This window comes from Scleromatobacter humisilvae, from assembly GCF_023231945.1.
GTDB classification, from domain to species: Bacteria; Pseudomonadota; Gammaproteobacteria; order Burkholderiales; family Burkholderiaceae_C; genus Scleromatobacter; species Scleromatobacter humisilvae.
Genome location: NZ_JAJLJH010000001.1, coordinates 1,517,297 through 1,537,597 on the forward strand (window position 1 = coordinate 1,517,297; position 20,301 = coordinate 1,537,597).

A 20,301-nucleotide genomic window follows, 5' to 3' on the forward strand; every position below is an offset into this window, starting at 1 on the left:
ACGCGATTATGGGCGCGCCCCACCGGCTGGGGTTACATCCTGATTACAGCATCGCCGCGGCCCCGGGCGCGGTCAAGAACGCCCCCTCGGACGACGCGGCGGACTCGGCGCCGCCACGCCGCCGCCTTGCCTTCGTGCTACGGACTTCAGGCGGCGCGCTTTTCCAGGATCTCGAACGCCGGCAGCTTCTTGCCTTCGAGGATCTCGAGGAACGCGCCGCCGCCGGTGGAGATGTAGCCGACGTCCTTCTCGATGCCGTACTTGGCGATGGCGGCCAGCGTGTCGCCGCCGCCGGCGATGCTGAACGCCGGGCTCGCGGCGATGGCGCGCGCCAGCGTCTCGGTGCCGTGCGCGAAGGCGTCGAACTCGAACACGCCGACCGGGCCGTTCCAGACGATGGTGCCGGCGGCCTTGAGCTGCTCGGCGAGCTTCGCGGCCGTCTGCGGGCCGATGTCCAGGATCAGGTCGTCGTCGGCGACGTCCGTCGCGGCCTTCACGGTGGCCTCGGCATCGGCGGCGAACTTCTTGGCGACGACGACGTCGGTCGGGATCGGCACCGCGGCGCCGCGCGCCTTCATCGACTCGATGACGGCCTTGGCGTCGGCGACGAGGTCGGGCTCGGCCAGGCTCTTGCCGATCTTCAGGCCCGAGGCCAGCATGAAGGTGTTGGCGATGCCGCCGCCCACGATCAGGCCGTCGACCTTGGCCGAGAGCGCCTGCAGGATCGTCAGCTTGGTCGAGACCTTGCTGCCCGCGACGATGGCCACCAGCGGCCGCTTCGGATTGGCCAGCGCCTGGGTGATGGCGTCGATCTCGGCGGCCAGCAGCGGGCCGGCGCAGGCGACGGGCGCGTATTCGGCGATGCCGTAGGTCGAGGCCTCGGCGCGATGCGCGGTGCCGAACGCGTCGTTGACGAAGATGTCGCACAGCGCGGCCATCTTCTTCGCGAGCTCGGGGTTGTTCTTCTTCTCGCCCTTGTTGACGCGCACGTTCTCCAGCAGCACGACGCTGCCCGGCTCGACGTCGACGCCGTCGACCCAGTTGGCCACCAGCGGCACGTCGCGGCCCAGCAGCTCCGACAGACGCTTCGCGACAGGCGCCAACGAATCCTCGGGCTTGAACTCGCCTTCGGTGGGACGGCCCAGGTGGCTGGTCACCATCACCGCGGCACCGGCGTCCAGCGCCATCCTGATGCAGGGCACCGAGGCGCGCACGCGCGTGTCCTCGGTGATGTTGCCGGCGTCGTCCTGCGGCACGTTGAGGTCGGCGCGGATGAACACGCGCTTGCCCTTGGCTTGGCCCGAGGCGGCGAGGTCGGAGAAACGGATCACTTTCATGGCATTCACACAGTCAGATTGGAATGGGAGGAGCTCACCAGCCGAGGGTCAGCCGCAGGGCCAGCAGGGTCGCGGTACCCGCGAGTATCGTCCCGAGCAGGCTGCGGGTGGTGCAGAACACGAGGATGCCCGTCGCCGTCGCGTAGATCCGGGCGTCCTTCCAGGTCGAGATGAGGTGGTCGCCGGTCATCGCGATCTCGGGCAGCAGCACGGCCACCAGCGCGGCCAGCGGCGCGTAGCGCAGCGCCTCGCGCAGCCACGCCGGGATCGGCACCTCGCGGTTCGGGATCATGAAGAAGCCGCGCGTCACGACGCTGACGACGGTGAGGCCGGCGATCGCGGCGAGGGTCATCCACGTCGTCATGCGGCGTCCTTCGTGGCATCGGCCGCGGGCCGCGCGGCCGAGACGTGGTCGATCAGCACCCCGACGGCCATCGCCGCGGCGATCGCGACCACGATGTTCAGGTGGAACGGCAGCGCGAACGCCGCCAGTGCGGCGCAGGCGGCCACGGCGGCGGCCAGCCAGGTCGTGCGGTCGACCAGCAGCGACGCCGTGATGCCCAGCAGCGCCAGCGAGCCCGCGAAGCCGAGGCCCCAGCGCTCGGGGATCACGTCGGCCAGCACGACGCCCAGCACCGTCATCGACTGCCAGGCGACCCAGCTCACCGTGGCGTTGCCTGCGACGTAGGCCTGGTGCGCGCGCACGTCCACCGGCTTGGGGAAGCGCCGCATGAACGCGATGTAGGTGAAGTCGACGGTGAAGTACGCGATGAACAGGCGCTTCGCGCGCGGCAGCGACTCGAAGTACGGCCGCCAGCCCGCGCTGAAGATGATGAAGCGCAGGTTCACGCAGAAGGCCGTGGCCCAGATCACCCACAGCGGCGCGCCCTGCACCATCAGCGGCAGCGCGGCCAGCTGCGCGCTGCCGGCGAACACGCACAGCGACATCAGGACGGCGAACGCCGAGCCCAGCCCCGCCTTGGACATCGCGATGCCCGCGACGAGGCCCCACGCGCCGATGCCCAGCGAGACGTCGCGCGTCTCGCGCGCACCGACGGCGAATTCGGGATGGCGCCAGAGCGGCGTCGAGGTGGTCATCGCGCCATTGTCTCAAGGCGGCGACGGGGTGGCTTCGCAAGTCGCGAAGCGGACGCTGGCGGCTACTTCTCGACCGGCTTCTCGGCGGCCGACTTGTCGATCCTGGCGATCTTCTCGACCTTGGGCGACGGCGCCTTGGCAGTCTTGTCGGCGGGCTTGTCCGCACCGGCGTCGGCCTTGGCGGTGTCGGCCGCAGCGTCGTCGGCTTCAGCCGTCTTCTTCGAGCCCGGGCCGAGCGTCGGGACGACGGCCTCGAGCTTGTTCTCGCGCATGTAGTCGTCCATCTCGCGCCAGCCGGCGTAGATGGCGGCCTTGTCGACGCGCTTGTTGAGCGTGAAGCAGTCCTCGATCGCGCGGCCGCCGTGGCGGCAGGCGGCGCCTACGGCCTTGCCGTCGGCCTCGACGCGCGCGGCCGTCACCGACGCCGCTTCCAGCCCGAGCTGGTCGCAACCGGCGAGCGTGGACAGGATGGCGAGGAGGATGAGAGGACGGCGCATGGCTGGGACGGGTCTATGCGTCCGTTATCGGCCGCCGCGCGCCGGGCTTGAGCCGTCGATCGCCGGAACTGGACGGCGAGCGCCGCCCAGTTCCGCCTCGCGTTCAGCCCAGGACGTCCCCGCGCGCCAGCGGCTGGCCCTGCAGCCATTGCGCGACCGCGACGCGCTTGCCGCCCGGGCGCTGCACGTCCAGCAAGGCCAGCGCGCCGTCGCCGCAGGCCACGACCAGTTGCTGGGCGTCGACCGCGATCACCGTGCCGGGCGCGGCGGCGATGCCGAGCCGTTCGACCTGCGCGCGCCACAGCTTGACCGTCTCGCCGTGCGCCTGGAAGGTGGCGCCGGGAAACGGATCGAAGGCGCGTACGCGGCGCTCGATGACGTCGGCCGGCAGCGTCCAGTCGATCGCAGCCTCGGTCTTGGCGATCTTGTGGGCGTAGTTGACGCCCACCTCGGGCTGCCGGACCGGCTTCAGCACCCCGGCCTCGGCGTCGGCCAGCGCCTGCACGATCATGCGGGCGCCGAGCGCGGCGAGACGGTCGTGCAACAGGCCGGTGGTGTCGTCGAAGGCGACGGGCTCGCGCTCGATCAGCAGCATGTCGCCGGTGTCCAGGCCGGCGTCCATCTGCATGATGGTGATGCCGGTCTCGGCGTCGCCGGCCTCGATCGCGCGGTGGATCGGCGCGGCGCCGCGCCAGCGCGGCAGCAGCGAGCCGTGGATGTTGAGGCAGCCCAGGCGCGGCAGGGCCAGCACCCACTGCGGCAGGATCAGGCCGTAGGCCGCCACGACGAGCACGTCCGGGCGCGCGGCCTCGAGCGCGGCGCGGCCGGCTTCGGCCTCGTCCGGGAACTTGCCGTCCAGCCGCAGGCTGCGAGGCTGCGCCACCGGCACGCCCAGGTCCAGCGCCAGCTGCTTGACCGGCGACGGTGTCAGCTTCATGCCGCGCCCGGCCGGACGGTCCGGCTGGGTCAGCACCAGCGGCACCGTGTGGCCGGCGGCGTGGATCGCGGCGAGCGCCGTCGAGGCGAACTCGGGCGTTCCCGCGAATGCGGCGCGCAAGGTCATCAGCGCTTCTGCTCGTCGCGCGTCTTCTTCAGCATCTTGGTCTTGATGCGGTCGCGCTTGAGCGGGCTCAGGTAGTCGACGAACACCTTGCCCATCAGGTGATCCATCTCGTGCTGGACGCAGACCGCCGTCAGGCCCTCGGCGTCGAACTCGTACGGCTGGCCATCGCGGTCGAGCGCGCGCACGCGCACGCGGGCGTGACGCTCCACCTTCTCGTAGACCTGCGGCACCGACAGGCAGCCTTCCTCGCCGAGGATCCAGTCGTCGGAGCCGGCCACCAGCTCGGGGTTGATCAGCACGCGCGGCTGGTCGTGCGTCTCGGAGGTGTCCATCACGATCAGGCGGATGTGGTGGTCGACCTGGGTCGCTGCGAGGCCGACGCCGTCGGATGCGTACATCACCTTGATCATCTCGTCGGCGAGCGCGCGGATCTCGTCGGTGACTTCGGCGACGGGCTTGGCGACCGTGTACAGGCGCGGATCAGGGTAGCGGAGAATCTGGAGTTGGGACATGGAAAGATCGTTCCTGGAAATCTGCCACGAAATTCACGATTAATCCGGCGAGACCTCTTGCGACCGCGGTGCAGAATGTGTTGAGACGCAACGTTCGGACTGAGGGTGAACGCCTATCTCCGTCGTAACGGAGTGTCCGATTCATTGCGACAACAGGGGTTTGCGGGCAGAATCTGCGGCAAATTTGCTAGTTTCTAGGCTGGCCGGATACTCCGGCCAAATCGGAATTGTCGCAGCTTCGTGCGGGTTCCGTGCCACTTGCGTCCCAAATGCCTTCGATGGCCCGGGAGTTTTCTGGACATGACCTTTCGATTCCGACGTACCGCCATTGCGCAGCCCGCTGCGGCCCTGAACTTCGCCGCGCTCGCACTGGCCGTGCTGGCCGCCGCGCCGTCCGTGACGCAGGCCTTCCCCATCACGCCGGAGCAACGCAGCACCGCGCAGCAGGTCGCCTCCAAGGGCGTGCCGCTGTCCGAGCTCGCCGAAAACGCGCCCGACACGTATACGGTCAAGCGTGGCGATACGCTTTGGCACATTTCCGGCATGTTCCTCAAAAGCCCGTGGCGCTGGCCCGAGCTGTGGGGAATGAATCTCGAACAGATTCACAACCCCCACCTGATCTATCCGGGGCAGTTGCTGGTGCTCGAGAAAATCGACGGCATGGCCCGATTGAAACTCGGAACCACCGTGGGCGGCGTCGGCGACACCATCAAACTGTCGCCGTCGATTCGCAGCGAATCGTCCGAATCGGCCGCGATCGCGTCGATCCCGATGAATCTGATCTCGCCGTTCCTCACGGACGCGATGATCTTCGACTCCAACCAGATGGCCACCGCCCCGCGCATCGTGGCCGTGCAGGAAAACCGGATGCTGCTGCAGCGGGGCGACACCGCCTACGTCGCAGGCGACCTCGGCAACATCCGCAGCTGGCAGATCTTCCGCGAGCCCAAGGCGCTGGTCGATCCGGACACCAAGCAGATCCTCGGCTACGAGGCGCGCTACGTCGGCTCCGCAGATCGCAAGCAGGACGGCGAATCGCGCCCGGGCGCGGAGACCAACGGCCTGAGCGTCCCATCGTCCTTCACGATCACGAGCAACAAGGAAGACGTGGCCATCGGGGATCGTCTCGCGCCCGCCACGGTGCGCGACTTCGCGCCGTTCGTGCCGCATCCGCCGGCCAATCCGGTCAACGGCAAGGTCGTCTCGCTGTACGGCGACGCCATGTCGGCCGGCTCCAACCAGATCGTGTCGCTCAACCGCGGCGCGCGCGACGGCCTCGAGCGCGGCACCGTGCTCGCGCTGTGGCACGAAGGCGCCGTGATGAACGACAAGTCGGTCGAGCACGGCAAGCTGATCAAGCTGCCCGACGAGCGCATCGGCGTGGTGTTCGTGTTCCGCGTGTTCGACCGCATGGCCTACGGCCTCGTGCTCGAGACGACGATCCCGACGCTGCCGGGCGATCGCATCACGCAGCCCTGAGCCACCGCGGCGACCGGTTCCGTCCTTCCCGACCGGTCGTCGTCGTCCTCGCTCGCCCTGGCCGCACCCGTCCGCTGATCCTTCGCCACCGGTGCGTCCATGCTGTCCCAAGACGAACTGGCCGCCTGGCTGCGGCTGGCCTGCACGCCCGGGATCGGTCGCGCCACCGCGCGCAAGCTGCTCGCGGCGCTCGGCTCGGCCGAGCGGGTGCTGGCCGCCGACGACCCCACGCTGCTGTCGCTGACCGGTCGCGACGTCGTCCGTGTCCTGAGGCGGCGCGAGGCGCGCGATGACGCCCTGGTCGCAGCCACCCGGCGTTGGCTGGACGCCTCGGCCGACGACGAGCCGCGCGACATCGTCACCCTCGGCGACCCGCGCTATCCGACGCTGCTGCTGGAGACGGCCGATCCGCCGCTGCTGCTGTTCACGCTGGGCCGCGTCGAGCTGCTCTCTGCCCAGAGCGTCGCCATCGTCGGCAGTCGCAACGCCACGCCCCAGGGCGTCGACAATGCCCGCGCCTTCGCCCGAGCGTTGAGTGAACGCGGACTCGCGATCGTGTCGGGCCTCGCCATGGGCGTCGACGGCGCGGCGCACGAAGGCGGCCTGGACGGACCGGGCAGCACCGTCGCGTTCGTGGGCACCGGCCTGGATCGCTGCTATCCGTCCAGCCACCGCGCCCTGATGCGACGCATCGCCCGCAACGGCCTCGTGGCCAGCGAATATCCGCTGGGGGCGATCCCCCTGCCCGACAACTTCCCACGCCGCAACCGGCTGATCGCGGGCCTGTCGCGCGGCACGCTGGTGGTGGAAGCGGCCCTCGAGTCCGGCTCGCTGATCACGGCGCGCATGGCGGTCGAGAGCGGGCGGGACGTCTTCGCGATCCCCGGCTCCATCCATTCGCAGCAGTCGCAGGGCTGTCACCGGCTGATCCAGGAAGGCGCGAAGCTGGTGGAGAACGCCGACGACGTGCTGCGCGAGCTGCGCTTCGGGCCGCTCGGCGAGACACGGCGGGCGACGCTGTCGCCGGCGCGGCCCTCGTTGTTCGCGACGGCCACGGATGACGGCATCGCCGCCGGCCCGGACGGCGCGCTGCGGGCGGCGCTGGGCCACGATCCGGTCACGTTCGACGCGCTGGCGGCCCGCACCGGGATGCCGTCCGACCAATTGGCCGCGCGCCTGCTCGACCTCGAGCTCGCGGGGGTCGTCGAGCGGCTGCCCGGCGGCCTGCTGCAGCGGCGCGCGTTGGCCTGAGATCGGCGCGGGTTCGCGCGGAATCAGCCCAGTCGAGCCACTGATCGTCGCACGCAATGCGCCGCCGCAGGCGACTTCGAGATGTAAATCCGGCCCCCGCGGCGACGATTTCACAAAGGTCCAACAGCGCCTTTGTCCCATGCCAACTCCCGCTTGCCGCCGCGGGCCGCTGCGGTATAGTCAGTTCATGTTTGACGTCCTTGTCTACCTGTACGAGAACTACTGGCGACCGGACGCCTGTCCGGATCACGACCAGTTGTCGCGCAAGCTGACCGCCGTCGGCTTCGAGACGGACGAAATCCAGGAAGCGCTGCACTGGCTGGACGGCTTGGCCGACACGTCGCAGGGCTACACCGGCGTGCAATCGGACGATGCCATCCGCTTGTATTCGGATCGCGAGATCGAATCGCTGGGCGAGACCTCCGTCGGCTTCGTCACCTTCCTCGAATCGGCCGGCGTGCTGCCGCCGCCGATGCGCGAGATGGTGATCGACCGCGCGATGGCCGCCGGCGGCAATCCGCTCGACCTCGACGACATGAAGATCATCATCCTGATGGTGTTCTGGAGCCTGGGCGAGGAGCCTGACGCGCTGATCCTCGACGAGCTGTTCGTCGCGCCCGAAGAGCGCCTGATCCACTGACCCTGGCGCGCAGCGCGTCATGAAGCACGGCTCCCGCGGGAGCCGTTTTCGTTGGGGTGCCTACTTCAGGCGATCCGGATCCGCGTTGATCTTCTCGATCGCACTGCGCGTGGCCGCGATGGTCAGCGATTCGTCCTGCGCGGCGACCAGCAACTGCGCCTGCAAGAACGCGGCGAGGCGGCGGCGCTGGAACAGCACGCAGCGGCCGCTGGACGAGACGAACAGCGACAGCTGCTTGCGCATGCCCTGCCAGGCCAGCTGGACGGCTTCCTGGCGATCGCGGTAGTCCAGCATGTACCAGGCGCCGACCATCATCTCGTCGGCGGCGGCGAGCGCGCCGGCCGAAGGCGTCGACCCGCCCTCGGCGACGATCTCGAGCTCGTCCGACTCGTGGCCGGACAGGTCCAGCGCGAACGAATCGTCGATCTCGAAGTCGGCGTCCGGCAGGATCTCGTCCAGCGCCTCGAGGCGCTGCTTGAGGCGTCCGAACTGGTCGGGGTCGATGGTGGACGTGCGCGCCGCGAAGGCGGCGGTCAGCGCGACGTTGAGCGAGCGCAGCGAGGTCTCCTGGCGCTCCGGCGGCAGGCCACCGGCGAGCATGCCCTGGCGCAGCGCCGCCAGCAGCGGGCCGAGGCGGCGGATGACGTCGGCGCGCTCCTCGCGCGTGGTCTTGGCGCTGGCGATCCACACCAGTTCCAGCGCGGCCTCGCGCACGACGCGCGTCTCGTCGCTCTGCAGGCCGTGGCGCATGGCGGTGGTGGCGAGGATGTCGGCCCAGACCTGGAACAGGAACTCGCGCACGCCGTCCTGCACCGGCACGCCGTCGAGCAGCTTGCGCAGCTCGATCGTGTACTGGATGGCCAGCGTCTCGCGCTGCTCCACCTGGCTGGCGAGCGACACGCCCTTCTTCGTGACCTCGTTCTGGTCGCGGAAGAACTTCTCCAGGAAACGCTCGAACTCGACCAGCACCGTCTGGAACACCTTGCGGCCGGTCTCGGGGAAGGCCTCGACGACCTGCACCACGCGCGCCACTTCAGCCTCGAGCTCGGGGCCGGCGCTTTGCGGCGCGGCGTCGAAGCCCATCACGGAGGCGCCCATGCGGTCGATCAGGCGGCGCGCCGGATGCTGCGCCGACGAGAAGAAGTCGGGCTCGGCCATCGCCACGCGCAGCGTCGGCATCTGCAGGCGCGCGAACCAGACGCGCACTGCGCTCGGGATGCGATCCTCGGTCAGGATGCTCGCGAAAAGCAGCGCGACGACCTCGATCGTGGCGCGCTCCTCCTGCGTGTTGGCCGTGCTCTTGATTTCCTGCTTCTGCTGGCGCAGCACCTCGATCATCTCGGTGGGCGCGAGGACGCTGCCTTCGTTGCGCCGCGCCTCGACCTGCTGGACGAACACCTGCTGCGCCTGCGCGATCGCGCCCGTGATCTCGGCCGACGGCATCGAGAAGCGCTGCGTGTTCATGAAGCCCTGGACGTGGCGCTCCATCGTCCGGCCGAAGCGCCTCAGCGTCGCGTCGACCTGCACCTGCTGCGGCGACACGAACGGGCCGCCACCGCCGCCGGCGGGCGCCTTGACGTTGCCGGTGACGCTCACGCCCACATTCGGCGCGCCAGGCCCGCCCGCGCCGCCCGGGGCCGCGCCCGCCGCGCCGCCCATCGGCTGCAACGTGGCGTTGCGCATGAAATCGGCCGTGCCGCCGCCGCCGGGTGCGCCCTGGCCGCCGCCAGCGGCGCCGCCATTGCCGCCCTGGCCATTGCCACCGGAATACCCAACCGCGCCGCCGGCGCCGCCACCGTTGCCGCCGGCCTGGCCGGGCGCACCGTAGCCGCCGCCGTTGCCTTGGCCGGGGGCGCTACCGCCACCGCCACCGCCACCGCCCTGGCCGCCGCCGGGGCCGACGTAGCCGCTGCCCTGGCCGCCATGACCCCCTGGGCCGCCGTAGCCGCCCTGGCCGCCGCCTTGGCCGCCGTAGCCGCCTTGCCCGCCGCCGCCGTGCCCGCCGTAGCCGGCCTGCCCGCCACCTTGCCCGCCGCCTTGACCACCTTGGCCGCCGTAGCCGCCGCCTTGTCCACCGCCGTAGCCGCCTTGTCCGCCGCCATGACCGCCCTGACTGCCGCCGTAGCCCGCGCCCTGGCCACCGTAGGCCCCCGGGCCGCCGTAGCTCGTCGGGGCGAACTGCGTGCCGCCGCCGCCCGTGGTGATGCCGCCGCCGCTGCTGGTGTTGCGGAAGTCCTCCATCGGCATCTGGCGCGAGGCGACAACCGGCGCGCGGTCGACGCTGCGGCGAATCAGCGTGCGCAGGTTGACGTCGGGCAGCACGCCCTTCTCGATCAGGAAGCGGTTCGCCTCGTGGTACGCCTCGGTCGCGAGGGCCGAGATCTCCAGCTTCATCGTGTTCTCGACGTCCGCCCAGGCGCCGGGCCCGAAATCGCTGTCGATGAACGAGCGCACGATGACCTTGGCAAGCTGCTGCGGCCGGAACAGGTCGTGGTCGGAGAGCTCATCCAGGCTCTCGAGCGCGGCGACGCGCGTCTTCAGGTCGTTCAGCTCCCAGACGGCCACGTCGACGATCGCCTGCGACAGGCGGGAGATGAAGATCTCCTTCTGCACCGTCTCGTCGTCGACCAGCATCAGCTTCTGCGTCTGGCCCGTCATCGACGCAACGAGCGAGCCCGTCGTGGTGTTGGGGATGTCGCCCGCGGCGGCGTCGCGCAGCATCTCGTTCTGGCGCTCGATCCACTCCTCGCCGTGCGTCATCAGCGACTGCAGCGTGTCGCGACGCTGCTGGGCCACGGAGCGCTCGGCGGGCTTGTCGAGCGCCACGCGGGCGGCCTCCAGCACGGCGGCCAGCAGGCGCGCGCCGGCCTCGGCGAGCTGCTCGGCGAACATGGTCCGAGCCCTGCGTGCGATATCTGGCGACGATTTGGCCTCGACCATCCGGTGGCTTCGCTTCCCTGGGGCTGTCTATTGACGCAATCTACACCACGGCGCCCGCGTTCGGGTCGTTCGGGTCGATCTCGCTCTTTCCGGACGTGTGCACGAGGTCCTCGCGCTTGACGCCCAGCCACATCGCGATCGCCGCCGCGACGAACACCGACGAGTAGATGCCGAAGCAGATGCCGATGGTCAGCGCCATCGCGAAATAGTGCAGCGTCGGGCCGCCGAAGATCAGCATCGACAGCACCATCATCTGCGTGCAGAAGTGGGTGATGATCGTGCGGCTGATGGTGCTCGTGATCGCGTGGTCGATCACCTGCATCGTCGTCAGCTTGCGGAAGCGCCGGAACGTCTCGCGGATCCGGTCGAAGATGACGACCGACTCGTTGACGGAGTAGCCCAGCACCGCGAGCACGCCGGCCAGCACCGACAGTCCGAACTCCCACTGGAAGAACGCGAAGAAGCCCAGGATGATGACGACGTCGTGCAGGTTGGCGACGATGGCCGCGATCGAGAACTTCCACTCGAAGCGGAACGCCAAGTACAGCATGATGCCGACGACCACGCTGATCATCGCGTAGGCGCCGTCGCGCTTGAGCTCGTCGCCCACCGACGGGCCCACCAGCTCGCTGCGCTTGAGCAGCACCGGCTCGGCCTTGGCGTCGTTGACGCAGGACGGCCGCGTCACGACCTCGCCCTTGGACGTGGTCTCGGTCTTGGTGCCGACCGTGCCCGACTCCGCCTTGCACAGCGCCTCGAACACGTGGCTGGGCACCTGCTTCTGGTCGATGCCGGCCTTGGTCGGCACGCGGATGATCACGTCGTGCGAGGTGCCGTAGTTCTGCACCTGCACGTCGCCGTAGCCCAGATGGCTGACGACACCGCGCAGGCGTTCGAGGTCGGCCGTCTGCACGTAGGTGGCCTCGACGGCGGTGCCGCCGGTGAACTCGATCGAGAAGTTCAGGCCGCGCGTGACGAGGAAGAACACGGCCGCCACGAAGGTCAGCGCCGAGATGATGTTGAACACCAGCGCGTGCCGCATGAACGGGATGTCGCGCCGGATACGGAAGAATTCCATGTCAGTTTCCTTGAGGTTCCGGGCGGATCAGCGGGCCGCGCCGCGCTGCTTCGTCGTGGCGGCCGGGGCCGTGCCACCGTCCTCGACGACCAGGTCGTCCGGCTGCGGCACCTGGTCGCCCGGCACCTTCGCGCCGCCCTTCCAGACCTGGCCGATCAGCACCGACTTCAGCTTCTTCTGGCGGCCGTACCAGAGGTTGACCAGGCCGCGCGAGAAGAACACCGCCGAGAACATCGACGTCAGGATGCCCAGGCAGTGCACGATCGCGAAGCTGCGCACCGCGCCCGAGCCGAAGCCGAACAGCGACAGGCCGGCGATCAGCGTCGTGATGTTGGAGTCGAGGATGGTGGCCCACGCGCGCTCGTAGCCGGCGGAGATCGCCGTCTGCGGCGCGCTGCCTGCGCGCAGTTCCTCGCGGATGCGCTCGTTGACCAGCACGTTGGCGTCGATGGCCATGCCCAGCGTCAGCGCGATGGCGGCGATGCCCGGCAGGGTCAGCGTGGTCTGGATCAGCGACAGCACCGCCACCAGCATCAGCAGGTTCACGCCCAGCGACAGCGTGGAGATCACCCCGAACAGCAGGTAGTACGCGCACATGAACACGAGGATGGCGGCGAAGCCCCACATCACGCTGTCCAGGCCCTTGGCGATGTTGTCGGCGCCCAGGCTCGGGCCGATGGCCGTCTCCTCGATGAACTCCATCGGCGCGGCCAGCGCGCCCGAGCGCAGCAGCAGCGCGAGGTCGTTGGCCTCGGAGATGCTGTGCATGCCGGTGATCTCGAAGCGCTTGTCGAGCTGGCTCTGGATCGTCGGCGCCGTGATGACCTGGCCCTTGCCCTTCTCGAACAGCACGATCGCCATGCGCTTGCCGATGTTGTCGCCCGAGACGGTGTGGATGATGCTCGCGCCCTTGGAGTTCATCGTCAGCGTCACGACCGCGCCGGCGCGGTTCTGGTCCTGGCCGGGCTGGGCGTCGGACAGGTCGTCGCCGCTGACGACCACGTCGCTCTTGACGATGATGTCGCCGCCGTCGCGGTACGGATATTTCGAGTCGCCGAACGGCACCGGGCCGGTGCCGGCCGTCGCGGCGCTCGCCTCGGCGCTCTCGTCGAGCATGTGCACTTCCAGCGTCGCCGTGCGGCCGATCAGGTCGCGCGCCTTGGCGGTGTCCTGGATGCCGGGCAGCTCGACGACGATGCGGTCGGCGCCCTGCTTCTGGATCACCGGCTCGGAGGTGCCGAGGCCCGCGACGCGGTTGGCCAGCGTCGTCATGTTCTGCTGGATCGCCTCGTCCTGCGCCTTCAGCAGGGCCGCGGGCTTGAGCGAGCCCGTGATCTTGACGTCCTCGCCTTCGGGCACCGAGTTCCACTGCACGTCGGGGAATGTGTCGGTCAGCAGGTTGAGGCCTTGCGCGGCCGCGGCCTGGTCGTGGAACGTGGCCGTGACCGTGTTGCCGTCGCGCGTGACGGCCGGGTGCAGCGACTTCTCGCGCATCAGCGTGCGCGTGTCGGAGTACAGCGTCGCGATCTTCTTGTCGAGGGCCGCCTTCAGGTCGACCTGCAGCAGGAAGTGCACGCCGCCGCGCAGGTCCAGGCCCAGGTACATCGGCTTGGCGTTGAGCGACGTCAGCCAGCGCGGCGCGCGCGCCACCAGGTTCAGCGAGACCGCGTACGGCGCCGCGTCGGGATCGGCGTTGGCGCCGTTGAGGCCGACGGCCAGCACGTCGCGGGCGTGGATCTGGGTGTCGGTGTCGGCGAAGCGCGCGTGCACCGACGTGCCTTCGTAGGCCACGTAATCCGCCTTGATCTTCGCGGCGGTCAGCAACTGCTCGACCTGCGTGACGGTGTCGGGACCGATCTTCGTCGTCAGCTTGGCCGCGGAGATCTGCACCGCCGGCGCCTCGCCGTACAGGTTGGGCACCGTGTACAGCAGGCCCGCCAGCACGGCGACGACCATCAGTACGAATTTCCAGACAGGATAGCGATTCATGGGTGATTCCTCGAAGGCGTCGCCGGCCCGGTGCGGGCACGCGGGCGACGGCGTCGGCGGCTGCGCCAGGCGCGCGCTCGGCCGACGGCGCTGCTTACTTCATCGTGCCCTTGGGCAGGATCTGGACGATGGCGCTGCGCTGGACCTGCAGCTCGACGTTGCCGCCGGTCTCGATGTGCACGTACGACTCGCCGAGCTTGGAGATGCGGCCGATGACGCCGCCGGTGGTCACCACTTCGTCGCCCTTGGCGATGCTGGCGATCAGCTCCTTCTGCTCCTTGGCGCGCTTCATCTGCGGGCGGATCGCCACGAACCAGAAGATCGCGATCATCGGGATGAAGAAGAGGAACTGGCCGATGCCGCCGTCGGCGGAAGCGGGCGCCGCGGACTGGGCGTAGGCGGAAGAGATCAGGAACACGGCGGAAATCCTCAGGGAAAACGTGGAGAGCGGGCGTCGGCGCCCGGCTAAGAGGCGCCGCACCCCCAGCGAAACGTGCGGTCGAGGTGGAGCCGCTGCCGGGCGATTCAAGCCCGTCGCGGTTCGACCAACCCATCATTTTAACGGGCGGCGCGTGTCGGCAGTCCGGCAGGTGGGCGCTGGCTTACCCGCAGACGTTCCTAGGCTCTCGAACGGACCTGGTTGCGGCCGCCGCGCTTGCACTCCTGAAGCGCGGCGCCGGCGCGGGCCAGCGCGTCGTCCAGCGACTCGCCGGGCGCACGGGCGGCCACGCCGATGCTGGCCGTCACGCGCAGGGCGTCGCCCAGGCCGGCCCAGGCGTGGGCCTCGATCGCGGCGCGCAGGCGCTCGGCCACCAGCAGCGCCCGCGTCGTCGAGACGGGCCCGCCGAGCGCCACGACGAACAGGTCGCCGCCCGCGCGCGCGAGCACGTCCTGCGGGCGCGATTGCGCGCGCAGCACGCCGGCGACTGCGCGCAGCACGGCGTCGCCGGTCGCGCGCGACCAGGTGTCGTTGACGTGGTGCAGGTGGTCGACGTCGACGGCGATCACCATCAGCGGGCTGTCGGGGAACTGAAGCGCCAGCGCGGTGCTGGCGGCGTCCAGCCGGGCGCGGTCGGCCAGGCCGGTCAGCGCGTCGCCGTCGGACGTCGACGCCTCGGCGCCGGCCGCCTCCAGGCGAGCCAGCGCCAGGTCGATGGCCCGCAGTTCGGCAGGCAGCTGCAGCAGCGCCTGGCGTTGCGCGGCGCGATCCGGCAGCGACGGCAGCGCGGCCAGCCGCGCCGACAACGCCGCGCCGGCGGCGAGCGCCTTGTCGAGCGCGTCGGCCTCGTCGTCGGACGGAGTGGGCACGGGTGGTTCCAAGATGTTCCGATCGTACGGCCGGCCGCTTGAATCGCGCGGTCGAGCAGCCATATGGGGTGGATCGCCCTGTGGCGTCCCGGAAAGCAACGCCATGCCGCTCGCCATCGTCCTCGTCGCCGCCCTGCTGCTGGTGGCCGCCATCGCGGGCGGGCCGCGCTGGCGCGCATGGCGCCGCCAGGCCTGGGCAAGCCGGCCGTTCCCGGCGGCCTGGCGCCACATCCTGCGGCGCCGGGTCCCGTTGTATCGGCTGCTGCCGGCCGATCTGCAGCAGCAGTTGCGCCGGCGCATCCTCGTCTTCCTGGCCGAGAAGCCCTTCCTGGGCTGCGCCGGGCTGGAAGTCACCGACGAGATGCGCGTGACGATTGCCGCCCACGCCTGCCTGCTGCGCCTGAACCGCGGCGGCGCGTTGTTTCCCGAGCTCAAGCAGATCCTCGTCTACCCGGGCGCCTTCCTCGTCGACCGCGTCCACGCATCGCCCGGTGGCGTGCTGCGCGAGGAGCGGCGCGCGCTGGCCGGCGAATCGTGGCAGCAGGGCCAGGTGATCCTTTCATGGCAGGACGTGCTGGACGGCGCCCGCTTGCCCGACGACGGCCACAACGTCGTGCTGCACGAGTTCGCGCACCAGCTCGACCAGGAATCGGGCGCCGCCAACGGCGCGCCGCGCCTGGCCTCGCGCGCCGCGCACGCGCGCTGGGCCGACGTCATGAGCCGCGAATTCGCGTCGCTGCAGGCGCGCATCCGCGCGCGTGACGCGGCGCGCGCGCGGGCGCAGGCCGAGTGGTCGTGGCTCGGCCCGTCGCCTGAGGCCCCGCCGCCGCCCGAGCCCGTCGACCTGATCAGCGACTACGGCGCCACCAACGAGGCGGAGTTCTTCGCCGTCGTGACCGAGGTCTTCTTCGAGCAGGCCGGCGCGCTCGCGCTGCGCCACCCGGCGCTGTTCGCGCTGCTGGCCGACTACTACGCGGTCGACCCGCGCACGTGGCACGCGCCGCTGCATTGAGCCGTCAAGCCCCGCGGCGTTGGATGCTGCGTTCGAATCGTTTGGATCATCGACGCCCCGTGCGAGACCACACTTCCTCTCACGCCATCAGCGGCATCGCTGACACAACGACTGGAGAGAAATTCATGCTCACGCTTCGCAAGGCTCAAGACCGCGGCCACGCCGACCACGGCTGGCTCAACAGCCACCACAGCTTCTCGTTCGCCGACTACCACGACCCCGCGCACATGGGCTTCGGCAACCTGCGCGTGCTCAACGACGACACCGTCGCCCCGGGCACCGGCTTCGGCACGCACGGCCATCGCGACATGGAGATCATCAGCTACGTGCTCGATGGCGCGCTCGCGCACCAGGACTCGATGGGCAACGGCACCGCCGGCGGCGCCCACGCCGGCGTGATCGTGCCGGGCGACGTGCAGCGCATGACCGCCGGCACCGGCGTTCGCCACAGCGAGTTCAACCATTCGAAGGACTCGGCGACGCACTTCCTGCAGATCTGGATCCTGCCGGAACGCGGCGGCATCACCCCGGGCTACGAGCAGGTCAACGTGCCCGAGGCCAGCAAGCGCGGCAGGCTGGCGCTGGTCGGCTCGCCCGACGTCGTGCCCGGCGCCGTCAAGCTCAACGCCGACGCGCGCATCTTCGCGGGCCTGTTCGACGGCGCCGAGCGCCAGGAGCTGCCGCTGCCGGCGGGCCGCCTGACCTACGTGCACGTCGCCCGCGGCAGCCTGCGCGTCAACGGCCAGCAGCTCGGCGCCGGCGACGCGCTGAAGATCCGCGACGAGGCGACGCTCGTCCTCGAAGGCGGCGACAAGGCCGAGGTTCTCGTGTTCGACCTCAAGCCTTGATCGGACAAGAAGACGCGGACGCCGCGTCTGCATGAGAATGGGACTCGAACCACCGAGTCCCCCTTCCCATGACCACGCCTGCGAAGCGCGCCTACAGCGCCAACACCCGCCTGCTGCACGCCGACCGCCTCGGCGGCGTCGAGCACGGCGCGATCCACAAGCCGCTGCACGTGTCCGCGGCCTTCAACTATCCGACGGCGCGCGACCTGGTCGAGGTCTTCCAGGGCAACCAGGCTGGCCACGTCTATGCGCGCCAGGGCAATCCGACCGTCAACGCGCTCGAGGCCAAGGTCACGCTGCTGGAGGACGCCAAGGGCACCGCGACCTTCGCCACCGGCATGGCCGCGATCACCGCGGTGTTCCTCGCCTTGCTGCGCGCGGGCGACCACCTGGTCTGCACGCGCTTCCTCTTCGGCAACACCAACAGCCTGATGCAGACGCTGCAGGCGCTGGGCGTGGCCGTGACCTTCGTCGACGCGACCGAAGCCGCCAACGTGCGCGCCGCGATCACACCCGCCACGCGCATGGTGTTCGTCGAGACCATCGCGAACCCGGTGACGCAGGTCGCCGACCTCGACGGCATCGGCCGCGTCTGCAAGGACGCCGGCCTCCTCTACGTCGTCGACGGCACGCTCACGACGCCGCTGCTGGTCAAGGGCCGCGACGTCGGTGCCGGCCTCGTCGTGCACTCGCTGAGCAAGAGCATCGGCGGCCACGGCAACGCGCTGGGCGGGGCGGTCGTCGACACCGGGCTGTTCGACTGGACGACCTACGCCAACATCCTGCCGCCGTACAAGAAGGGCCCGGCCGACAAGTGGGGGCTGCTGCAGGTCAGGAAGAAGGGCCTGCGCGACATGGGCGGCACGCTGCGCGCCGAGGACGCGCATCGCTTGGCCGTCGGTGCCGAGACGCTGGCGCTGCGCCTGGGCCGCGTCTGCGACAACGCGCTGGCCCTGGCGCAGTGGCTGGAACAGCAGCCGCAGGTCGCGCGCGTCCACTACCCCGGCCTCGCGAGCCACGCGCAGCACGAGCGCGCGGCGCGGCTGTTCGACGGCGGCTTCGGCCTGCTCATGAGCTTCGAGCTGCGCGAGGGCATCGACACCCTGGCCTTCCTCGACGCGCTGCAGCTGGTCATCGTCTCCAGCCACCTGGCCGACAACCGCACGCTGGCCATTCCCGTCGCCCAGACGATCTACTACGAGATGGGCCCGGAACGCCGCGCCGAGATGGGCATCGCCGACGAGCTGATCCGCCTGTCGGTGGGCATCGAGGACGTCGCCGACCTGATCGACGATTTCAGCCAGGCGCTGGCCAACATCACCTAGGCCGCGGCGCGCTCCAGCGGCGTCACCTGCCGCAGCCGCGCGACGTCGCGCCCCGGCGGTGCGCCGAACATGCGGCTGTATTCGCGGCTGAACTGCGACGCGCTGTCGTAGCCGACGGCGAAGCCCACCGCGGCGACGTCGCCGGCATCAGCCAGCAGGCGCGAGCGCGCCTCCTGCAGGCGAATCTGCTTCTGGAACTGGATCGGCGTCATCGCCGTCACGGCGCGGAAATGGCGGTGGAACGACGACACGCTCATCGTCGCCAGGCCCGCGAGCCCGTCGACGCTCAGGCTTTCGGCGAAGTGCTGGCGGATGTGGCGGATCGCGTGGCTGACCTGCGCGAGGCGGCTGTCGGCCAGGCCGATCTGTCGCACGCGGCCGCCCTGCGGGCCACAGAGCAGGCGCCAGAGGATCTCGCGCTCGATCAGCGGGCGCAGCACCGGCGCGTCGCGCGGGGAGTCGAGCAGCCGCAGCAGCCGCACGGCCGCCTCCAGCAGGTCGGCCGACGCCTTGTGCACGCCCATGCCGCAGGGCACGGAGACGAGTTCGTCAACGCCGGGCGCCTCCAGCAGCAGCGACGCGATGGCGGCCGGATTGAGCGCCATGCGGCAGGCCAGGTAGGGCAGCGCTGCGGTCGCGTGCGTCACGCGGCTGGAGATCGGCAGGTCGACCGAACTGATGACGAAGTCGCCCTCGCCGTACTCGAACACCCGGTCGCCGACGACGGTCTGCTTGGCGCCCTGGGCGACGATGCCGACGCCCGGCTCGCTGACGCCGTGCGCCGTCTTCGTGGGCATCCCGGAGACCAGCACGCGCACGCCGGCCAGCGCCGTCTCGGGCGCGCCCGGCCGCGCGTGACGCGCGATCAGCGACTGCAGTTCGGACAAGGGGAAAGCCATGCCCGCATTGAAGCGCGACGCCTTCACGGGCGCAAGGCCCGGCTGTACGAAAGCCGCTCGATTGGCAGGATCGTGCAATCAAACGGCAGCCTGGTTCTACCCGGTTCCGATGCCTGCGGCGCACCATGGACGCCTGTCAACGAAAGGATCCATCATGAGCAAGACCTGGTTCATCACCGGCGCGAGCCGGGGCCTCGGCGCCGACATTGCCACCGCCGCGCTGAAGGCCGGCGACAACGTCGTCGCGACGGGACGCCAGCGTTCCGGCGTCAGCGACAGGCTGGGCCCGGACAACGCCCGCCTGCTGTCGCTCTCGCTCGACGTGAGCGACGCCGCGCATGCCCGCGCCGCGGTCGCGGCCGCGCTCGAGCGCTTCGGCGCCATCGACGTGCTGGTCAACAACGCGGGCTATGGCCACCTCGGCTACTTCGAGGAGACCACCGACGCCGACATCCAGGCGCAATACGCCACCAACGTGTTCGGCCTGTTCAACGTCACGCGCGCGGCGCTGCCCGCGATGCGCGCGGCGCGCAAGGGACACGTGTTCAACCTGTCGTCGGTGGCCGGCTACCGCGGCATCGAGACGGGCTCGCTCTATTGCTCCAGCAAGTTCGCGGTCGAGGGCTTCTCGGAATCGCTCGCGGGCGAGCTGGCGCCGTTCGGCATCCACGTGACCATCGTCGAGCCGGGGCCGTTCCGCACCGACTTCCTCACGCCCGAATCGCTGCAATTCGTGGCCAACGAAGTGGCTGACTACGCCGATCGCCGCGACGCCATGCGTGCGAGTTTCGAGCAACGCAACGGCAAGCAACCGGGCGATCCGGTGCTGCTCGCACAGGCGCTGGTCACGCTCGCCAACGCAAGCAAGCCGCCGCTGCGCTTCACCGCCGGCGCGATGGCCGTCAACGGACTCGACACCAAGCTCGCCGCAATGAAGGCCGAGCTCGAGGCCTGGCGCGAGCTGGGCCTGGCGACGGATTTCCCCGAAGGACAGTGAGCAACGAAAAGGCCGCCCGCGGGCGGCC

Annotated in this window: 19 protein-coding genes; 7 read left to right on the top strand and 12 right to left on the bottom strand. The window is 70.1% G+C overall.

Annotated elements, in window-relative coordinates; genetic code table 11:
- Positions 1 to 146: 146 nt before the first annotated feature.
- From LPC04_RS07260 to def, 6 genes are all read right to left on the bottom strand, one after another.
- Complete coding sequence (locus LPC04_RS07260) at positions 147 to 1,337, bottom strand: phosphoglycerate kinase (protein ID WP_275681506.1); 1,191 nt, start codon at positions 1,335 to 1,337, stop codon at positions 147 to 149.
- Positions 1,338 to 1,371: 34 nt separating this feature from the next.
- Positions 1,372 to 1,701 (bottom strand): AzlD domain-containing protein, encoded by a 330-nt coding sequence (locus tag LPC04_RS07265; RefSeq protein ID WP_275681507.1) that lies wholly within the window; start codon positions 1,699 to 1,701, stop codon positions 1,372 to 1,374.
- On the bottom strand, positions 1,698 to 2,435 hold the full coding sequence (locus tag LPC04_RS07270; RefSeq protein ID WP_275681508.1) for an AzlC family ABC transporter permease: 738 nt from the start codon (positions 2,433 to 2,435) through the stop codon (positions 1,698 to 1,700). The genes LPC04_RS07265 and LPC04_RS07270 overlap by 4 nt, the downstream gene beginning before the upstream one ends.
- A 62-nt stretch (positions 2,436 to 2,497) precedes the next feature.
- Entirely contained in the window at positions 2,498 to 2,932 is a 435-nt protein-coding gene (locus LPC04_RS07275) for a hypothetical protein (RefSeq protein WP_275681509.1), read from the bottom strand.
- Between the two features lie 103 nt (positions 2,933 to 3,035).
- Positions 3,036 to 3,989 (bottom strand): methionyl-tRNA formyltransferase, encoded by a 954-nt coding sequence (gene fmt, locus LPC04_RS07280; RefSeq protein ID WP_275681937.1) that lies wholly within the window; start codon positions 3,987 to 3,989, stop codon positions 3,036 to 3,038.
- A gap of 5 nt (positions 3,990 to 3,994) precedes the next feature.
- Positions 3,995 to 4,507, bottom strand: a complete 513-nt coding sequence (gene def, locus LPC04_RS07285; RefSeq protein ID WP_275681510.1) for a peptide deformylase — start codon at positions 4,505 to 4,507, stop codon at positions 3,995 to 3,997.
- Between the two features lie 300 nt (positions 4,508 to 4,807).
- On the opposite strand from def, the gene LPC04_RS07290 reads away from it, so the two are divergent.
- From LPC04_RS07290 to LPC04_RS07300, 3 genes are all read left to right on the top strand, one after another.
- Positions 4,808 to 5,986, top strand: coding sequence for a LysM peptidoglycan-binding domain-containing protein (locus LPC04_RS07290; protein ID WP_275681511.1), 1,179 nt, complete (start codon positions 4,808 to 4,810; stop codon positions 5,984 to 5,986).
- Between the two features lie 99 nt (positions 5,987 to 6,085).
- Positions 6,086 to 7,237, top strand: coding sequence for a DNA-processing protein DprA (gene dprA / locus LPC04_RS07295; protein ID WP_275681512.1), 1,152 nt, complete (start codon positions 6,086 to 6,088; stop codon positions 7,235 to 7,237).
- Between the two features lie 187 nt (positions 7,238 to 7,424).
- A complete protein-coding gene (locus tag LPC04_RS07300; protein ID WP_275681513.1) occupies positions 7,425 to 7,877 on the top strand; it encodes a Smg family protein in 453 nt (150 codons plus the stop codon).
- A 60-nt stretch (positions 7,878 to 7,937) separates the two neighbouring features.
- Here LPC04_RS07300 and LPC04_RS07305 read toward each other — a convergent pair whose 3' ends face one another.
- The 5 genes from LPC04_RS07305 to LPC04_RS07325 all read right to left on the bottom strand — a co-directional run bounded on the left by LPC04_RS07305 (position 7,938) and on the right by LPC04_RS07325 (position 15,192).
- Positions 7,938 to 10,817 (bottom strand): DUF1631 family protein, encoded by a 2,880-nt coding sequence (locus LPC04_RS07305; protein WP_275681514.1) that lies wholly within the window; start codon positions 10,815 to 10,817, stop codon positions 7,938 to 7,940.
- 40 nt (positions 10,818 to 10,857) lie between these two features.
- Positions 10,858 to 11,895: a protein translocase subunit SecF gene (gene secF, locus LPC04_RS07310; protein ID WP_275681515.1), complete on the bottom strand. Its 1,038-nt coding sequence runs from the start codon at positions 11,893 to 11,895 to the stop codon at positions 10,858 to 10,860.
- A 27-nt stretch (positions 11,896 to 11,922) separates the two neighbouring features.
- The gene (secD, locus tag LPC04_RS07315; protein WP_275681516.1) at positions 11,923 to 13,884 is read right to left on the bottom strand and encodes a protein translocase subunit SecD; all 1,962 of its coding nucleotides are present in this window, start codon (positions 13,882 to 13,884) and stop codon (positions 11,923 to 11,925) included.
- Between the two features lie 94 nt (positions 13,885 to 13,978).
- Positions 13,979 to 14,302 (bottom strand): preprotein translocase subunit YajC, encoded by a 324-nt coding sequence (gene yajC, locus LPC04_RS07320; protein ID WP_275681517.1) that lies wholly within the window; start codon positions 14,300 to 14,302, stop codon positions 13,979 to 13,981.
- Positions 14,303 to 14,502: 200 nt separating this feature from the next.
- A complete protein-coding gene (locus LPC04_RS07325; RefSeq protein WP_275681518.1) occupies positions 14,503 to 15,192 on the bottom strand; it encodes a GGDEF domain-containing protein in 690 nt (229 codons plus the stop codon).
- A 103-nt stretch (positions 15,193 to 15,295) separates the two neighbouring features.
- Between LPC04_RS07325 and LPC04_RS07330 the strand changes: the two genes are divergently transcribed.
- The 3 genes from LPC04_RS07330 (at position 15,296) to LPC04_RS07340 (ending at position 18,377) form a co-directional block, all read left to right on the top strand.
- Positions 15,296 to 16,204 carry a M90 family metallopeptidase gene (locus LPC04_RS07330; RefSeq protein WP_275681519.1) on the top strand — a complete coding sequence of 303 codons (909 nt, stop codon included), beginning with the start codon at positions 15,296 to 15,298 and terminating at the stop codon, positions 16,202 to 16,204.
- 125 nt (positions 16,205 to 16,329) lie between these two features.
- The gene (locus LPC04_RS07335) at positions 16,330 to 17,052 is read left to right on the top strand and encodes a pirin family protein (protein ID WP_275681520.1); all 723 of its coding nucleotides are present in this window, start codon (positions 16,330 to 16,332) and stop codon (positions 17,050 to 17,052) included.
- A gap of 68 nt (positions 17,053 to 17,120) precedes the next feature.
- A complete protein-coding gene (locus tag LPC04_RS07340; protein WP_275681521.1) occupies positions 17,121 to 18,377 on the top strand; it encodes a cystathionine gamma-synthase family protein in 1,257 nt (418 codons plus the stop codon).
- On the opposite strand, the gene LPC04_RS07345 is transcribed toward LPC04_RS07340, so the two are convergent.
- Complete coding sequence (locus LPC04_RS07345; protein ID WP_275681522.1) at positions 18,374 to 19,276, bottom strand: AraC family transcriptional regulator; 903 nt, start codon at positions 19,274 to 19,276, stop codon at positions 18,374 to 18,376. The genes LPC04_RS07340 and LPC04_RS07345 overlap by 4 nt on opposite strands.
- 154 nt (positions 19,277 to 19,430) lie before the next feature.
- Here LPC04_RS07345 and LPC04_RS07350 point away from each other — a divergent pair, with 154 nt between their 5' ends.
- On the top strand, positions 19,431 to 20,273 hold the full coding sequence (locus LPC04_RS07350; RefSeq protein WP_275681523.1) for an oxidoreductase: 843 nt from the start codon (positions 19,431 to 19,433) through the stop codon (positions 20,271 to 20,273).
- Positions 20,274 to 20,301 lie beyond the last annotated feature (28 nt).

What these genes read in the sequence shown, in the direction of transcription:
- LPC04_RS07260 (WP_275681506.1), bottom strand. Translation starts at nt 1,337, where the DNA reads ATGAAAGTGATCCGTTTCTCCGACCTCGCCGCCTCGGGCCAAGCCAAG.
- LPC04_RS07265 (WP_275681507.1), bottom strand. Translation starts at nt 1,701, where the DNA reads ATGACGACGTGGATGACCCTCGCCGCGATCGCCGGCCTCACCGTCGTC.
- LPC04_RS07270 (WP_275681508.1), bottom strand. Translation starts at nt 2,435, where the DNA reads ATGACCACCTCGACGCCGCTCTGGCGCCATCCCGAATTCGCCGTCGGT.
- LPC04_RS07275 (WP_275681509.1), bottom strand. Translation starts at nt 2,932, where the DNA reads ATGCGCCGTCCTCTCATCCTCCTCGCCATCCTGTCCACGCTCGCCGGT.
- def (WP_275681510.1), bottom strand. Translation starts at nt 4,507, where the DNA reads ATGTCCCAACTCCAGATTCTCCGCTACCCTGATCCGCGCCTGTACACG.
- LPC04_RS07290 (WP_275681511.1), top strand. Translation starts at nt 4,808, where the DNA reads ATGACCTTTCGATTCCGACGTACCGCCATTGCGCAGCCCGCTGCGGCC.
- dprA (WP_275681512.1), top strand. Translation starts at nt 6,086, where the DNA reads ATGCTGTCCCAAGACGAACTGGCCGCCTGGCTGCGGCTGGCCTGCACG.
- LPC04_RS07300 (WP_275681513.1), top strand. Translation starts at nt 7,425, where the DNA reads ATGTTTGACGTCCTTGTCTACCTGTACGAGAACTACTGGCGACCGGAC.
- LPC04_RS07305 (WP_275681514.1), bottom strand. Translation starts at nt 10,817, where the DNA reads ATGGTCGAGGCCAAATCGTCGCCAGATATCGCACGCAGGGCTCGGACC.
- secF (WP_275681515.1), bottom strand. Translation starts at nt 11,895, where the DNA reads ATGGAATTCTTCCGTATCCGGCGCGACATCCCGTTCATGCGGCACGCG.
- secD (WP_275681516.1), bottom strand. Translation starts at nt 13,884, where the DNA reads ATGAATCGCTATCCTGTCTGGAAATTCGTACTGATGGTCGTCGCCGTG.
- LPC04_RS07330 (WP_275681519.1), top strand. Translation starts at nt 15,296, where the DNA reads ATGCCGCTCGCCATCGTCCTCGTCGCCGCCCTGCTGCTGGTGGCCGCC.
- LPC04_RS07335 (WP_275681520.1), top strand. Translation starts at nt 16,330, where the DNA reads ATGCTCACGCTTCGCAAGGCTCAAGACCGCGGCCACGCCGACCACGGC.
- LPC04_RS07340 (WP_275681521.1), top strand. Translation starts at nt 17,121, where the DNA reads ATGACCACGCCTGCGAAGCGCGCCTACAGCGCCAACACCCGCCTGCTG.
- LPC04_RS07345 (WP_275681522.1), bottom strand. Translation starts at nt 19,276, where the DNA reads ATGGCTTTCCCCTTGTCCGAACTGCAGTCGCTGATCGCGCGTCACGCG.
- LPC04_RS07350 (WP_275681523.1), top strand. Translation starts at nt 19,431, where the DNA reads ATGAGCAAGACCTGGTTCATCACCGGCGCGAGCCGGGGCCTCGGCGCC.